Source organism: Streptomyces sp. MK7, assembly GCF_032658145.1.
Classification (GTDB): domain Bacteria; phylum Actinomycetota; class Actinomycetes; order Streptomycetales; family Streptomycetaceae; genus Streptomyces; species Streptomyces spiralis.
The window spans coordinates 41,376-55,454 of record NZ_JAVACL010000018.1; the positions used below are offsets into that span (position 1 = coordinate 41,376).

The window sequence follows — 14,079 nt, forward strand, 5'->3', positions numbered from 1 at the left end:
TTCATAGATGACCGAGTGCTCCTCCAAGGGTAAAGGATGAGCAAAGAAGCCTTGGGTGTCTCACTCCGTCAGCGGCTTCACCCAGCGTCGCCAGTGCTCCTCGGGTGCGTAGCCCGCCGCACGCCAGGCGTGGTGCGCGGTCTCGTTGCCGGTGAGCACCATCGCGTCGCCGCGCCGCCCGCCGAGCCGCACGAACCGCTCCTCGGCGGCGGCCAGCAGGGCCGAGCCGATGCCCTGCCGCCGCCGGGCAGGGTGTACCGCGAGCCGGTACAGATGGCAGCGCCAGCCGTCGAAGCCCGCGATCACCGTGCCGACCAGCTCGCCGTCCCGCTCGGCCAGCAGCAGCGCCTCGGGGTCCCGCTCGATCAGCCGCTCCACACCGTCCCGGTCGTCGCTGATGCTGGAGCCCTTCGCGGCCGCCTTCCAGAAAGCGAGCACGGCATCGAGGTCGTCGGGCACCGCGGCCCGTATCCGCAGATCACTCATGGGGCGATCCCATCACCTGCCGATGTGCGCGCCGCGGAATTCCGCCATCCGGACACCTGCGCGCGCCTACGCGGCTACACGCACCTACGCGGCGACACGCACCCACGCGGCGACACGCACCTACGCGGCTGCGCGCGCCTAAGGGGTCCTTGCACTATGCCCGCCCGGGTCGCGCGGCCTGGCACCGCACCTCGCCGCGTTGCCGGAGCGCCCAGGTAGCTCCGCTACCAGGGCGCTCCGGCGCCTTGCGATGCTCCCCCACTGCCCGAAAGGCGTGGGAGGTACCCCCAGCGCCAGACCACGCGGCCTGATCGGACGCTCATAGCGCAAGGACCCCTAAGCGCCCCGCAGCGCCTCCATCACCGGCGCGAACGCCTCCATGCACGGCTCCAGCACGGTCAGGTACGTGAAGCCGTACCGCTCGCGCTGCGCCCGCACCCGCTCGACGATCTGCTCCAGGGTGCCCACCAGCACGATGGGCAGCGCCAGCGCCTGCTCCATGGTCAGCCGCGGCAGGTGCTCCAGCAGCGGCCGGAGCACCGGCTCGGGGTCCTCGGTGACGGCCACCAGCTGGATGAGCAGATTGAGTTCGGCCGGCTCCGGGCGGGCCGCCGCGAGCTTGCGATACAGCGCCACCCGCTCGTCGAGCTCCTCGGCCGTGAGCGGCTCCAGCTGCCCGGAGGCGCTCCCCGGCACCGATCGCGCGCCCGTGAAGGCCGCGATGTCCGCGTGCTCGGCGGCCAGCCGCAGCATCCGGTCGCCATTGGCGCCGATCAGCAGCGGAATCCCGGGCTCCTGCACCGGCCGGGGCGCGTGCTCGGCGGAGCCCAGCAGTCGCTTCAGCTCCTCCACCGTGTGCCGCAGGTGATCGACGCGCTCGCCCGGCGAACCCCACGGCAGCCCGGCCGTCTCGTGCTCCGCCCGTACGTAGCCGGTGCCCAGCCCGAGTTCGAGCCGGCCGTTGGTCAGGGAGTCCGTCGTCGCCACCTCGCGGGCCAGCAGCGCCGGGTTGCAGAAGCCCGCGTTGAGCACGAACGTCCCCAGCCGGGGCCGCTCGGTGGCCTCGGCCGCCGCCACCAGGGCCGGGAAGGGCGCGGGCCAGCCGAGGTGGTCCGGCACGAGGAGCACGTCGTAGCCGAGCTGCTCGGCCCGACGGCACTTGGCGCGCCACTCCCCGGCGGGCGCGAGGCTGAGCAGGTTGACACCGAAACGGAACGGACTCGTCATGAACTCTCCTCCGCTGCGGGCGACTTGAGCGCCTGCGGCGATTCCATCACTCGTGCGCGATCGCCGTCAGCACATTCATCCGGGACGCGCGCAGCGCCGGCAGCAGCGCCGCCACGATCCCCACGACGGCCGAGCCGATCACGACCGCCACGATCGTGCTCCACGGGATCGCCAGCGCGGTCATCCCCTGAAGGGCCAGGACCCGCTGGATGCACACGCCCCACACCAGGCCCAGCCCCAGCCCCAGGACCGCGCCGAACACCGCGATCACCACCGACTCCAGCCGGATCATCCGCCGCAGCTGCCGCCGGGCCAGCCCGATCGCCCGCAGCAGCCCGATCTCCCGCGTGCGCTCCACCACCGACAGCGCGAGCGTGTTGACCACGCCGAGCACCGCGATGACGATGGCCAGCCCGAGCAGCGCGTAGACGAGATAGAGCAGCACCGCGATCTGGTCGTGCACCAGCTTCTTGTAGTCCGCCTGGTCACGGACCTGCACGTTCGGATACGGGGCGAGGTTCCGCTCCAGCCGGGAGCGCAGCTGGCCGGCGCTGGTGCCGGGGGCGGCGTTCACGAACACGGCCGCGTCCTCGGTGCCGGGCACGTACTTCTCCAGCGTGCCGATGCCGACGTACAGCCCGCCCTGCAGGCCGAACCCCTCGGCCTGGTCCTGGTCGGTCAGGGCCGCCACGGTCAGCTCGCCCCGGCGCCCGCCCTGGAACTCGGCGGGCAGCACGCTGCCCACCCGTACGCCGTGCCTCCGGGCGAAGTCGACGTCCATGGCCAGGTGCCCGTCGGCCAGCGCCGCCGCGGTGTTCCCCGCCCGGTACGTGATGTGGGCGACCGCGTCCAGTTGCCGGTCGAAACCGGAGGCCGCCGTCTCCACCCGCTTGCCGTCCGGCAGCCGTACCGCGATCGCCGCCAGCCGCTGCCGTACGACCGTGCCCGCGCCCGGCGTGTGGCGCACCGTCTCCGTGATCTCCTGCGGGAAGGGCAGGAAGCTGCGGTTCTGCACGATGTAGTCGGCACCGAGCGTCTTGTCGATCTGGTTGTCGAAGGAGCGCGTCATGGAGGCGCTGGCCACCGACATCCCGCCGACCAGGGCCAGCCCCACCATCAGCGCGGCGGCGGTCGCGCCGGTCCGCCGGGGATTGCGCAGGGCGTTGCGCTGGCTCATCCGCCCGACCGCCCCGAACACCGCCGGGAAGGCCCCGCCCAGCACCCGGATCAGCGGGCGCACCAGCAGCGGCCCGGCGACCACGGTCGCGATCAGCGTGAGGACGACGCCGACTCCCAGCAGCGAGGCGGCGGTCGCCGTTCTGCTCGCGGCGGCGCAGCCCGCGAGCGCCGCCGCGCCGGCCGCCCCCACGGCCGCGCCCACCAACGCGCGCACCCGCAGTGGCCGCCCCACCCCGGCCACCTCGGCGTCCACCAGGGCCGCCATCGGGGAGACGGCCGCGGCGCGGCGGGCCGGGAGGTAGGCCGCCACGAACGTGACGCCGACGCCGACGACGTAGGCCGCGACCGGGGTCACCCACCCGATGACCATCTCGGTCGTCCTCAGGTTCATGCCGAAGACGCCCAGGAGCCGGATGAGACCGGCCGCGAGGCCGATACCGGCCGCCAGCCCCAGCGTGGAGGCCGCCACACCGAGCAGCACCGCCTCGGTCAGCACCGACCGCCGCACCTGCCGCCGGTCCGCGCCCAGGGCGCGCAGCAGGCCCAGTTCCCGGGTGCGCTGGGCGATCAGCATCGAGAAGGTGTTGACGATCAGGAAGATCCCGACGAGGACCGCGATCCCGGCGAAGCCGACCATCACATACTTGATGATCTTGAGGAACTCGCCGAGGCTCGCGGCGGCGGACTTGGCCTGCTCACCGGCGGTCTTCACGTCGTACGCCCCGCTGCCGACCACCGCGGCCACGCGCTGCTTGAGCTGGTCGTCGGTGACGCCCGCGGCGGCGTCGACGGAGATGCTGGTCGCACGGGAGGCGGAGCCGAGCAGCTTGGTCTGCGCGGTCGGGGTGTCGAGGAACAGCAGCGCCGCGCCCGGGTTGGTGGTGGTGAACGTGGCGATGCCGACCACCCGGACCCGGAACGTGCCGGGCTGGGCCTGCACCGTCAGCACATCCCCGATCCGCACGTGCTTGTGCCGGGCGGTGTCGGCGTCCAGGAGTGCCTCGCCGTCCCCGTGCGGGGGGTGACCGGAGGTCAGCTCGACCGGGCTGCGGCCGGTGACCTCCCAGTTGCGGGCGATGGTGGGCGCGCCGGTGGTCGGGCCCACCGGTTCGTTCCTGCTGTCGACCACCACCACGTTCTCCACGGTCGCGTCCACCTGGGTCGCCGCGACGCCCGGCACCTGGGCCACCCGCCGGGCGAGTGCGGCGGGCACGGTCTGCACCACGCCCGTGCGCACCGGCGACCTCAGGTCCTGCTTCGGCGCCACCGTGACATCGGCGGCCGTCGCGGCGAACAACCGGTCGAAGGTGCGGCTGACGGTGTCGGAGAAGATCAGGCTGCCCGCGACGAAGGCCACGGACAGCACGACCGCCAGCGCCGAGAGCAGCAGCCGCCCCTTGTGCGCGAGGAAGCTGCGCAGTGTCGCCTTGAGCACCTGGGTCAGGCCTCCCCGACGGCGGTGCCGTCCGCGCCGCGCAGCGGGTCGCCGAGGGCCGGACCCGCCGCCCGGGTGGCGCCCCCGGCGAACAGGCGCATGCGCTCCAGGACGGCTTCCGCCGTCGGGTGCTCCCGCTCGTCCACGATGCGTCCGTCCGCGAGGTAGAGCACCAGGTCGGAGTGGGCGGCGGCCCCGGGGTCGTGGGTCACCATGACGACGGTCTGGCCGAGGTTGTCGACGGCGTCCCGCAGGAAGCCGAGCACCTCCAGGCCGGCGCGCGAGTCGAGATTGCCGGTGGGCTCGTCCGCGAAGATCAGTTCGGGCCGGGAGGCGAGCGCCCGCGCGCAGGCGACGCGCTGCTGCTGGCCTCCGGAGAGCTGGGAGGGCCGGTGGGTGAGCCGGTTCCTGAGCCCGAGTGTGTCGATGACCTGGTCCAGCCATGCAGCGTCTGGGCTGCGGCCCGCGATGTCCATCGGCAGGGTGATGTTCTCCAGCGCGTTGAGCGTGGGGATCAGGTTGAACGACTGGAACATGAACCCGATCCGGTCCCGGCGCAGCCGGGTCAGCTCGCGGTCCCTGAGCCCCGTGATCTCGGTGTCGCCGATCCACACGCGCCCGGCCGAGACGGTGTCGAGACCCGCCAGGCAGTGCATCAGCGTGGACTTCCCGGAGCCGGAGGGGCCCATGACCGCGGTGAAACGGCCGCGGGCGATGTCGACGTCCACCGCGTCCAGCGCGAGCACGGCGGTCTCGCCCGAGCCGTACGCCTTCGTCAGACCGCGGGCGCGGGCCGCGGTCCCGCCGGACGGCGCCCGACCCGGCACCGGAGCAGGTGTGGACACGGCGCCCTCCTCGGTGGTCCGTGGACCCAGAACGTGCTGATTCATGACTGCTTTGTCCCCGTCGAGCGTAGTGTGACCGGGCGCGCAGCCGGTATCCCCCGTTGGGCCGAGCCGATCTCCACCCCCGGCTCCACCCTGGGGTGGGCTCCCCGATTCCGATGTAAGGGGCACCGCCGGTCAGGGGCTCCCACCGTCCCGGGGCAGCGCCTTGCGGGTGCCAGCGGTTCGGCGCCCACGCGAAGGCGGGGCAAAGGCAAAGCTGAACGTGAGAGCGGGTGCGGCCCACGAGTGTCTCTGGCCTTCGGTACGGGCGTGAACCGCTATCGCACACTTGATCGGCACTTCACTTGTCAGGGGTGGGTGAGGGCGTCCCGGAGCTGGCGGCCCGGGGGTCGCTGTTAAGGTCGCCTTGTCCGACAACATGGTTGGCGGGCCTACCGCCGGACGGGTGGAAGGTGAAGCCTGTGGAGACCTTGTCAGACCGCCCTCATGGGCGGCAGAGGTCGATGAAGCAGGAACCCGAGGGAGCACTGCAGAGCGGTGCAGACCGGAATCGTCTGCGTCTACGCGGGCGAGGGCGTCAAATCGAAGAGCTGGTCCGCCAGTGAACCGGGGAGGTCGGCCTCTACTTCCGTGGAGGCCGCCGACTTCATGGTCTTGGACGGTTCGCCCGGAGGAACCCGGAGCGATCCGTGTGGGGCGCCGTGCGCACAGGTGCGGGGGCGTCACCTCGCCCGAGCAGGTGCGCGACCTGGCGCGGCTGGTCAAGGGCGGCCAGGCGTCGGTGCAGGACATGGCGCGGGAGCTGCGCCAGTGGAGCCTGTGAGCGGGCCGCAGGAACAGCAGTTCGTTCAGTGGCCGGAGGCCGACGCGTCCGCCGGCGGCCGCCAGGCGGTGCCCAGCGAGCAGTACGAGCTGGGCAGGACCGGCCCGGTCTCCGGCATCATCACCCTCCGGTAGGGACCGAGTTCGAACCCCGCCTCCCGCAGGGCGGCGACCGGGTCGCGGGAGAGATGGCAGCCACCGCTCAGCAGCGGCCACACGGTGCGGTCCAGGACGCGCTGGGCGAGCGCCATCGCCGGGCCGCCGCCCGTGCCGTGCTCGAAGAACCGCACCTCGCCGCCCGGCCGCAGGACCCGACGCGCCTCGGCGAGGGCGCGCGGCAGATCGCGCACACTGCACAGCACCAGCGAGAGCACCACCGCGTCGAAGCCCTCGCTCTTGACCGGCAGCGCCTCCGCGCAGCCCGGCACCACGTCGACCGGGACCTCGGTGTGCAGAGCAGCCGCCACGGCCTTCTGCCGCAGCAGGCGCTCCGGCTCGATCGCGACGACCTCCGAGACGGTGCCCGGGTAGTGGGCGAAGTTCAGCCCGTTGCCCGCGCCGATCTCGATCACCCGTCCGGCCAGCCCCGCGAGCAGCCGCTCGCGGACCCCGGCCATGCCCATTCTGGTCTCGGCGGCCACGCTGATCCGCGTGTAGCAGCGGGCGAACAGCGGATGGTGCACGGGATCCCGCGCCACCTTGCCGGAGGCGGTGGACCGCAGCGGCATGACGACCTCCCGGACGCGACGGGCCTACGGGGAGTTTCCCCCGTACTCCTCCGTACGACTCCACCGCACGCACCCGCGTGCCCGCAAGGGCCGTCACCCACCTGCCCGCACGAGCCTCACGGGCCCGCCGCGCACGCGCGTCAGGCGAACGGCGCCGGTGCCTCCCGCTGCGTGAACGCCGCCGCGTCCCACCGGCCGTTCAGGCGGGGCGCCAGCCACCCCGGGGCGGCCGCCCGGAAGTCGGCGGGGGCGAGGGCCCCGGCGCCGTCGGGCAGGGCGCCGAGCAGCGGGGCACCGGCCACATACGGCAGATCGCCCACGTTGCAGCGCGAGGCGAGGTCGGGCTCGGCGGGCCAGCTGCCGATCACCACCCCCAGCGGGTCGAGGCCCCGGCCGCGCAGTTCCCGGGCCGTCAGCTCGGTGGTGTTCAGCGTGCCCAGATGGGCCGAGGCGACGACCAGGACGGGCGCCCGCAGCAGCTGCGCCGCGTCCGCGAGCGTGCCGCCCGCCTCGTCGAACCGTACGAGCAGACCGCCCGCCCCCTCGACCAGTACCAGGTCGTGCTCGGTGGCCAGCTTGGCTGCGGTCTCGGCGACCTCCTGCGGACGCACCGGCGCCCGCCCGGCCCGGCGCGCGGCCGTTCCGGGCGCCAACGGCTCGGGATAGCGGGCGATCTCACTCGCCGTCACCGGTCCGGCGAGCCGGACGACCTCCGCCGCGTCCCCGCGCTCGTCCGGGCCCACACCGGTCTGCGCCGCCTTGAGCACGGCCACGGACCGGCCGGACGCGACGGCGGCCGCGGCGACCGCCGCCGTCGTGACCGTCTTGCCGACCTCCGTGCCCGTACCCGTGATCACCAGTACCGGCATCTCATCCCTCCCGTGCCGCGGCGCAGACCGCGCGGGCGATCCGTGCCACGTCCTCGTCGCCCGTGACGTACGGCGGCATCGTGTACACCAGGTCCCGGAACGGCCGCAGCCACACGCCCTCGCGGACGGCGGCCCGGGTCGCCGCCGCCATGTCCACCGCGTGGTCGAGCTGGACGACCCCGATGGCGCCGAGGACCCGAACGTCCTTCACCCCGTCGAGCTCGGCCGCCTCGGCCAGGCCCAACCGCAGTCCCGTCCCGATCCGTTCGACCTCCGCGCGCCAGTCCTGGCCGAGCAGCAGGTCGATCGAGGCGCAGGCCACGGCCGCCGCCAGCGGGTTGCCCATGAACGTCGGACCGTGCGCCAGCACCGGCACCTCGCCCCGGGAGATCCCGTCGGCCACCCGCGCGGTGCACAGCGTCGCCGCCATCGTCAGATAGCCGCCGGTCAGCGCCTTGCCCACACACATCACATCCGGTGTCACGGCCGCGTGCTCCGCCGCGAACAGCGCGCCGGTGCGGCCGAACCCGGTCGCGATCTCGTCGAACACCAGCAGCACGTCGTGCGCGTCGCACGCCTCGCGCAGCACCCGCAGATAGGCGGGGGAGTGGAACCGCATCCCGCCCGCGCCCTGCACCACCGGTTCGACGATCACGGCCGCCAGTTCACCGGCGTGGCGTTCGATCAGCTCGTGCAGACGGGCGGCGTACGCCTCCTCGTACTCGGCCGGTGGCGCCTCGGCGAACACCTGACGCGGCAGCACGCCGGTCCACAGCTCGTGCATCCCGCCCTCGGGGTCGCACACGGACATCGGCTGCCAGGTGTCGCCGTGGTAGCCGCCCCGCCAGGTCAGCAGCCGCCGCTTGGCCGGGCGGCCCAGCGAGCGCCAGTACTGCAGGCACATCTTGACCGCGACCTCGACCGAGACCGAGCCGGAGTCGGCGAGAAAGACATGTTCCAGACCGTCGGGCGACATGTCGACAAGGAGCTTCGCGAGCCGGACGGCGGGCTCGTGGGTGAGCCCGCCGAACATCACATGGCTCATCCGGCCCAGCTGGGCACGGGCGGCCTCGTTGAGCACCGGGTGGTTGTAGCCGTGGATCGCGGCCCACCAGGACGACATGCCGTCCACGACTTCGTCTTCGGTTCCGTCGGCGAGCCTCAGCTTCAGACGGACCCCGCTCGCCGACTCCACGACGAGCGGTTCCTGACGGCCGGGCATCGGGCCGTACGGGTGCCACACGTGCCGCCGGTCGAGCTCCAGCAGCTCGGACACGCTCCGGTCGGGCAGATCAGGCATTGGGGGCGAGGTCCGTTCCGGCGCCCCGGCGGCGTACGGCGACCAGATCCGTGCGGGGCTCGTTCACAGAGGGGGCCGCGTCGGCGGCGGTGCCGCACACGCCGCCCTCGTGGCAGCCACCGGGGGCGCCGTCGTGGCAGCCGCCGGACGCCCGGTGCTCCGGCAGCGTCACCTGGTCGGCGCCCTCCACCTCGAACCCGGCGTCCGCGATCATCTCCAGGTCGGCCTTGCCGGCCTGGCCCTCGCTGGTCAGGTAGTCACCGAGGAAGATCGAGTTGGCCAGGTGCAGCGCGAGCGGCTGCATCGTGCGCAGATGGACCTCGCGGCCACCGGCGATCCGGACCTCCACGTCCGGGCAGACGAACCGGACCATGGCGAGGATCCGCAGACAGCGCTGCGGGGTGAGGTTCCACTCCTCGGCCAGCGGGGTGCCCTCGAACGGGATGAGGAAGTTCACCGGCACCGAGTCCGGGTCCAGCTCGCGCAGCGAGAACACCACGTCGACCAGGTCCTCGTCGCTCTCGCCCATGCCGGCGATGAGCCCGGAGCAGGCGGACAGCCCGGCCGCGTGCGCCTTGGTCACCGTGTCCACCCGGTCGGCGTAGGTGTGGGTGGTGGTGATGTCGCCGTAGGTCGCCTCGGAGGTGTTGAGGTTGTGGTTGTAGGCGTCGGCCCCGGCCTCGCGCAGCCGGTCGGCCTGGCCGTCGGAGAGCAGCCCGAGACAGGCGCACACCTCGACGCCCTCGTTCTGGTCCTTGATGGCCTTGATGGTCTCCGAGACCCGGTCCACGTCACGGTCGGTCGGGCCGCGACCGCTGGCCACCAGGCACACCCGCTTGGCGCCGCCGGCCAGCCCGGCCGCCGCGGCCCGCGAGGCCTCGTCCGGCTTGAGCCAGGTGTACTTGAGGATGTCCGCCTTCGAGCCGAGCCGCTGGGAGCAGTAGGAGCAGTCCTCGGGGCACAGGCCCGACTTGAGGTTGACCAGATAGTTGAGTTTCACCCGTCGGCCGAACCAGTGGCGGCGCACCTTTCCGGCCGCCGTCACCACATCGAGCAGGTCGTCGTCGGAGGTGGCCAGCACGGCCAGAGCTTCCTCGCGGGTCGGCAGCTCGCGCCGAAGCCCCTTGTCCAGCAGCGTGTTCAGCAGGTCCATGAGAGCTGATCCTGTCCTAAGGGACTGCCCCCGGCCAAGGAGAGTTTGCACAACTACCGACGGTTCGACGTGTGGGTATTGCCACACGATGCCCGGCTGGTCGTCCGGCTAGTGTCTGTGCACTGCCTACAAAAGCGCGGAGGAACCATGGCGTTCGGCTGGATCGACGAGCAGGCGGACGCACGCCGCCGGGCCGGACTCGTACGGACCCTGCGTCCCCGCCCGGCCGACTCGCCGCTGCTGGACCTGGCGAGCAACGACTACCTGGGGCTGGCCCGCCACCCCGAGGTGACCGACGCGGCCGCCGTGGCGGCGCGCACCTGGGGCGGCGGCTCCACCGGCTCCCGGCTCGTCACCGGCACCACCGAGCTGCACACGGAACTGGAGCGCGAGCTGGCGGACTTCTGCGGCTTCGAGGCGGCGCTCGTGTTCTCCTCCGGATACGCCGCCAACCTCGCCGCGGTCGCCGCGCTCGCGCCGCACGGCTCGCTGATCGTCTCCGACGCGGGCAACCACGCCTCGCTCATCGACGGCTGCCGGCTGGCCCGCGCCACCACACAGGTCGTCGCGCACGCCGACCCGGAGGCCGTGCGCAAGGCGCTCGGCACCCACGCCGGCGAGGCGGTCCTCGTCTCCGACACGGTGTTCTCCGTCGACGGCGACGCGGCCCCGCTGGCCGAGTTCGCGGCGGCCTGCCGGGAGCACGGCGCGGGGCTGGTCGTCGATGACGCCCACGGCCTGGGCGTCCTCGGCCCCGGCGGCCGCGGCGCCCCGCACGCCGCAGGGCTCGCGGGCGCCGACGACCTGGTGGTGACGGCCACGCTGTCCAAGTCGCTCGGCAGCCAGGGCGGGGCCGTGCTCGGACCTGCCCGGGTGATCGAACACCTGATCAACGCGGCCCGGACGTTCATCTTCGACACGGGCCTGGCCCCCGCCGCGGCCGGGGCGGCCCTCGCCGCCCTGAGACTGCTGCGCCGCGAGCCGGAGCGGGCGGTGCGGGCGCGCACGGTGGCGACCGAACTGCACGCACGCCTGACCGCCGCGGGGCTCGAGGCGGTGCGCCCGGACGCCGCGGTGGTCTCCGTGCGGGCGCCCTCCCCGGAGAGCGCCGTGCGCTGGGCGGCCGACTGCCGTGCGGCGGGCCTGGCCGTGGGCTGCTTCCGTCCTCCTTCCGTGCCCGACGGCATCTCACGGCTCCGGCTGACCGCCCGTGCCGACCTCTTTGGGGCTCAGATCGAACGCGCTGTACGGGTGATCGGCGAAACGCGGCCATGAGTCGGCGTGACACGGCCGTGCGCCACCGGATACGGACCTCAGATGCGGTGCACCGCGGCCGTGAAGTCCGCCCAGCTCTCGGGGGAGAAGAGCAGTGCGGGTCCGGTCGGGTCCTTGGAGTCGCGCACGGCGAGCAGTCCGGCGCACGGCCCTGAGGCCGGCCGGGCCGTCTCGACGCAGTTGTTGGCTCCCGTGCTGTAGCTGCTGCGCAGCCACCGCACACCGTGCAGATCGGTAGGGGAAGGTACGTGCCGCAGCAAAGCGGACATGGTGCCTCCTTACGCGGTTGCGTGCCGTGCCGTCACTTGTCGTGGTGTATCGCGGCGATGAACTCCAACGAGTCCTCGATCGAAAGCGCGTGGTACCGAAGGGAGTTGAAGGCCTCGGTGTAGGCCTCTAGGTCTTCTTTCCGTTCGAGATGGAGGCTACTCGTCAAGTGGTCGAGAACAACGACGTCCAGATCAGAAGTGTTCGAAAATGAAAAGATTACGAAAGGACCGGTGATGCCGATATGCGCTCCGGCGGCGAACGGCATTACCTGGAGCCGGACTTGGGGAAGCCGGGCCGCCCTGGTCAGGCGTTCCAGCTGCCGCGCCATCACCTCCGGCCCGCCCACCTCCCGGCGCAGCACCGCCTCGTCGAGCACGGCGTGCAGCTCCAGCGGCGGATCGGCCCGCAGCACGTCCTGCCGGGCCAGCCGCACCTCCACCAGGGCGTCCAGCCGGTCGTCGTCGAGTCCGTCCACGGCGGCCCGGGTCACCGCGCGGGCGTACTCCGGGGTCTGCAACAGCCCCGGGACCACCGAGGTCTCCAGGGTGCGCATCGCGGTGGCCTGGGACTCCAGGCTGATGAAGTCCCGGTACGTCGGCGGCAGTACGCCTCGATAGGCGTGCCACCAGTGCTGCCGTTCGTCGCCGTCGTCGGAGCCCGCCAGCACCATGAGCAAGTCGCGCAGCTGGGAGTCGCGGACCGCGTAGGCGTCCAGCAGTAACCGCACATCGGCCGGTTTGACCCCGCTCGCGCCGGTCTCGATCCGGCTCACCTTCGACTGGTGCCAGCCCACCAGTCGGGCCGCCTCACCACTGGTGAGGCCCGCACCGGCGCGCAGCGCGCGCAGTTCGGCGCCCAGCTTGCGGCGGCGCACCGCGGGACCGTGCTGCATCGACTGCTCCTCACTCCTTCTGGGCTCCTCGGTGACAGCCTCCGGAAACCCGGGCCGAATCCGCTCTGCCGTCGCACAGTTCACCGCTTCGAGCGACAGATATATGCATATCTTGGTGGATCGCCACCCGTGACCGGCCCGGTGGTGGCAGTCTGACGGCGAAGCACCAGTCCGGGACCGTACTCGAACCATCCGCTCCGTGTCGGACCGCGGTCCCGCGGGAAAGGGACGACGTCGCCATGGCAGACCATCTGGAAGCATCCGTCACTCTGCCGAGCGATCCCGCCTCGGTCTCCGCCGCCCGGACCTATGCGGTGGGCACCCTGGCGGAGTGGGGCCTGCCGTCGGACACGGATGCCGCCGAGACCGTACGGCTCATCGTCTCCGAACTCGCCACCAACGCCGTCCAGCACACCCTCGGGCAGTCACCCACCTTCACGGTGGACCTGGTCCTGGAACGTGACGAACAGCTGCGCATCGGGGTGACCGACAGCCACCCGCGCTTCCCCAGACGACTGCCGGCCGCCGTCCAGCAGGACAACGGCCGGGGGATGGTGATCATCCGCTGGCTCACCGCGGAGTGCGGCGGCAGCCTCACCGTGCGGCCCACTCGCGAGGGCGGCAAGACGGTCTGGATCGAGCTCCCGTGGACCTTCGAGGACCGCCCCGTGACGACGGCGGGCCGACGGGAATCCTAGGCATGGGCCGGACCGGGCCGGCGGGAGCCGGCCGGCGTGGCTGACGGGGTGCGCAGCAGCCCGGGGCGGTGGCGGCGGCCCAACGGCCGCGCCACCGCCCCGGGCTCGTCAGCTGACCCGGCCGTACCAGACGCTCCGGGTCCAGATCTTCTGCAGCCGCACCACGTCCCCGGTCTTCGGGGCGTGCCAGATCTTGCCCCCGCCGGCGTAGATGCCGACGTGGTAGACGTAGGAGCCCGAGTGGAAGAACACCAGGTCCCCGGCCCTGCGGCTGTGTGAGGAGATGTGGCGGGTCTTGTTGTACTGCTGGGCGGCCGTGCGCGGCAGCCTCTTGCCCGCCTTCTTGAACGAGTACAGCGTGAGCCCGGAGCAGTCGAACCTGCGCGGACCGGTCGCTCCCCACTGGTAGGGGGAGCCCTTCTTGGACGCCGCGATCTTGAGCGCCTTCGTCGCCAGGGCCGCGGCCGAGGCGTCCGGCGCGAAGCCCGGTACCACGATCGAGCCACCCACGGCGGCGATGGTCAGGGCCGAGGCCGTGCCGGCCCGGGCCATGAACGACGGGACACGATTGAGCGCAGTCATGCGCAACCCTTCGTCAGCCGCCTGTGAAGGATGACCTGTCGGATTCGGGCTGGCGAAGTAGCCCGGCCGCGTCGGACGCGGCTTCACCCCAAGGGCTGCTCGGCCCGGCCATGGCGTGACCGAACCGGCGACCCGTCGTGCTCGGGTCCTCCACTCCTGCCGATCCACTGCCGTCGACCGGTCGTCCGGGCGGCGGCAGGACTCGGCGTCCGCCCGGACCGCCCCGCCGCTGCGGCGGGGGCTTGTCGTCAGACAGGGATCTTGGCTCACGGATGTCCGAAAATCCCAATGAAACCGGGGATTTGTGTTGTTACT

General features: G+C 72.4%; 13 protein-coding genes, 1 pseudogene and 1 riboswitch. Of the genes and pseudogenes, 3 read left to right on the forward strand and 11 right to left on the reverse strand.

Annotated elements, in window-relative coordinates; all coding sequences use genetic code 11:
* Positions 1–60: 60 nt before the first annotated feature.
* From R2S09_RS20630 to R2S09_RS20645, 4 genes are all read right to left on the reverse strand, one after another.
* Complete coding sequence (locus tag R2S09_RS20630) at positions 61–486, reverse strand: GNAT family N-acetyltransferase (RefSeq protein ID WP_306185568.1); 426 nt, start codon at positions 484–486, stop codon at positions 61–63.
* 336 nt (positions 487–822) lie between these two features.
* The gene (locus R2S09_RS20635) at positions 823–1,713 is read right to left on the reverse strand and encodes an LLM class F420-dependent oxidoreductase (protein ID WP_316742527.1); all 891 of its coding nucleotides are present in this window, start codon (positions 1,711–1,713) and stop codon (positions 823–825) included.
* A 46-nt stretch (positions 1,714–1,759) separates the two neighbouring features.
* Entirely contained in the window at positions 1,760–4,327 is a 2,568-nt protein-coding gene (locus tag R2S09_RS20640) for an ABC transporter permease (RefSeq protein ID WP_316742528.1), read from the reverse strand.
* A 5-nt stretch (positions 4,328–4,332) separates the two neighbouring features.
* Positions 4,333–5,217, reverse strand: coding sequence for an ABC transporter ATP-binding protein (locus R2S09_RS20645; protein WP_372337652.1), 885 nt, complete (start codon positions 5,215–5,217; stop codon positions 4,333–4,335).
* Between the two features lie 679 nt (positions 5,218–5,896).
* Between R2S09_RS20645 and R2S09_RS20650 the strand changes: the two are divergent.
* A pseudogene (locus tag R2S09_RS20650) lies at positions 5,897–5,998 on the forward strand (fic family toxin-antitoxin system, toxin component); the annotation flags it as partial.
* Positions 5,999–6,023: 25 nt separating this feature from the next.
* On the opposite strand, the gene R2S09_RS20655 reads toward R2S09_RS20650, so the two are convergent.
* The 4 genes from R2S09_RS20655 to bioB form a co-directional block, all read right to left on the reverse strand.
* Positions 6,024–6,725 carry a class I SAM-dependent methyltransferase gene (locus tag R2S09_RS20655; protein WP_316742529.1) on the reverse strand — a complete coding sequence of 234 codons (702 nt, stop codon included), beginning with the start codon at positions 6,723–6,725 and terminating at the stop codon, positions 6,024–6,026.
* Positions 6,726–6,865: 140 nt separating this feature from the next.
* Positions 6,866–7,594, reverse strand: a complete 729-nt coding sequence (gene bioD, locus R2S09_RS20660) for a dethiobiotin synthase (RefSeq protein ID WP_316742531.1) — start codon at positions 7,592–7,594, stop codon at positions 6,866–6,868.
* Position 7,595: 1 nt separating this feature from the next.
* On the reverse strand, positions 7,596–8,894 hold the full coding sequence (locus R2S09_RS20665; protein ID WP_306185560.1) for an adenosylmethionine--8-amino-7-oxononanoate transaminase: 1,299 nt from the start codon (positions 8,892–8,894) through the stop codon (positions 7,596–7,598).
* A complete protein-coding gene (gene bioB, locus R2S09_RS20670) occupies positions 8,887–10,047 on the reverse strand; it encodes a biotin synthase BioB (protein ID WP_316742532.1) in 1,161 nt (386 codons plus the stop codon). The genes R2S09_RS20665 and bioB overlap by 8 nt, the downstream gene beginning before the upstream one ends.
* Before the next feature lie 147 nt (positions 10,048–10,194).
* Here bioB and R2S09_RS20675 point away from each other — a divergent pair, with 147 nt between their 5' ends.
* Positions 10,195–11,322, forward strand: coding sequence for an 8-amino-7-oxononanoate synthase (locus R2S09_RS20675; RefSeq protein WP_316742534.1), 1,128 nt, complete (start codon positions 10,195–10,197; stop codon positions 11,320–11,322).
* Between the two features lie 38 nt (positions 11,323–11,360).
* Here the strand turns inward: R2S09_RS20675 and R2S09_RS20680 are convergent, their stop codons facing one another.
* Entirely contained in the window at positions 11,361–11,591 is a 231-nt protein-coding gene (locus R2S09_RS20680; RefSeq protein ID WP_316742535.1) for a DUF397 domain-containing protein, read from the reverse strand.
* A 32-nt stretch (positions 11,592–11,623) separates the two neighbouring features.
* Complete coding sequence (locus tag R2S09_RS20685) at positions 11,624–12,484, reverse strand: helix-turn-helix transcriptional regulator (protein WP_306185553.1); 861 nt, start codon at positions 12,482–12,484, stop codon at positions 11,624–11,626.
* A gap of 239 nt (positions 12,485–12,723) precedes the next feature.
* On the opposite strand from R2S09_RS20685, the gene R2S09_RS20690 reads away from it, so the two are divergent.
* Positions 12,724–13,182, forward strand: a complete 459-nt coding sequence (locus R2S09_RS20690; RefSeq protein WP_316742536.1) for an ATP-binding protein — start codon at positions 12,724–12,726, stop codon at positions 13,180–13,182.
* A 108-nt stretch (positions 13,183–13,290) separates the two neighbouring features.
* Here R2S09_RS20690 and R2S09_RS20695 read toward each other — a convergent pair whose 3' ends face one another.
* A complete protein-coding gene (locus R2S09_RS20695; RefSeq protein ID WP_306185549.1) occupies positions 13,291–13,764 on the reverse strand; it encodes a C40 family peptidase in 474 nt (157 codons plus the stop codon).
* Between the two features lie 3 nt (positions 13,765–13,767).
* Positions 13,768–13,982: riboswitch (cyclic di-AMP (ydaO/yuaA leader) on the reverse strand.
* Positions 13,983–14,079: the final 97 nt, after the last annotated feature.

Excerpts from the sequence above, each read along its gene's own strand:
- bioD (WP_316742531.1), bottom strand. The coding sequence starts at position 7,594 with ATGCCGGTACTGGTGATCACGGGTACGGGCACGGAGGTCGGCAAGACG.
- R2S09_RS20675 (WP_316742534.1), top strand. The coding sequence starts at position 10,195 with ATGGCGTTCGGCTGGATCGACGAGCAGGCGGACGCACGCCGCCGGGCC.
- R2S09_RS20630 (WP_306185568.1), bottom strand. The coding sequence starts at position 486 with ATGAGTGATCTGCGGATACGGGCCGCGGTGCCCGACGACCTCGATGCC.
- R2S09_RS20685 (WP_306185553.1), bottom strand. The coding sequence starts at position 12,484 with ATGCAGCACGGTCCCGCGGTGCGCCGCCGCAAGCTGGGCGCCGAACTG.
- R2S09_RS20655 (WP_316742529.1), bottom strand. The coding sequence starts at position 6,725 with ATGCCGCTGCGGTCCACCGCCTCCGGCAAGGTGGCGCGGGATCCCGTG.
- R2S09_RS20695 (WP_306185549.1), bottom strand. The coding sequence starts at position 13,764 with ATGACTGCGCTCAATCGTGTCCCGTCGTTCATGGCCCGGGCCGGCACG.
- bioB (WP_316742532.1), bottom strand. The coding sequence starts at position 10,047 with ATGGACCTGCTGAACACGCTGCTGGACAAGGGGCTTCGGCGCGAGCTG.
- R2S09_RS20665 (WP_306185560.1), bottom strand. The coding sequence starts at position 8,894 with ATGCCTGATCTGCCCGACCGGAGCGTGTCCGAGCTGCTGGAGCTCGAC.
- R2S09_RS20690 (WP_316742536.1), top strand. The coding sequence starts at position 12,724 with ATGGCAGACCATCTGGAAGCATCCGTCACTCTGCCGAGCGATCCCGCC.
- R2S09_RS20645 (WP_372337652.1), bottom strand. The coding sequence starts at position 5,217 with ATGAATCAGCACGTTCTGGGTCCACGGACCACCGAGGAGGGCGCCGTG.
- R2S09_RS20680 (WP_316742535.1), bottom strand. The coding sequence starts at position 11,591 with ATGTCCGCTTTGCTGCGGCACGTACCTTCCCCTACCGATCTGCACGGT.
- R2S09_RS20635 (WP_316742527.1), bottom strand. The coding sequence starts at position 1,713 with ATGACGAGTCCGTTCCGTTTCGGTGTCAACCTGCTCAGCCTCGCGCCC.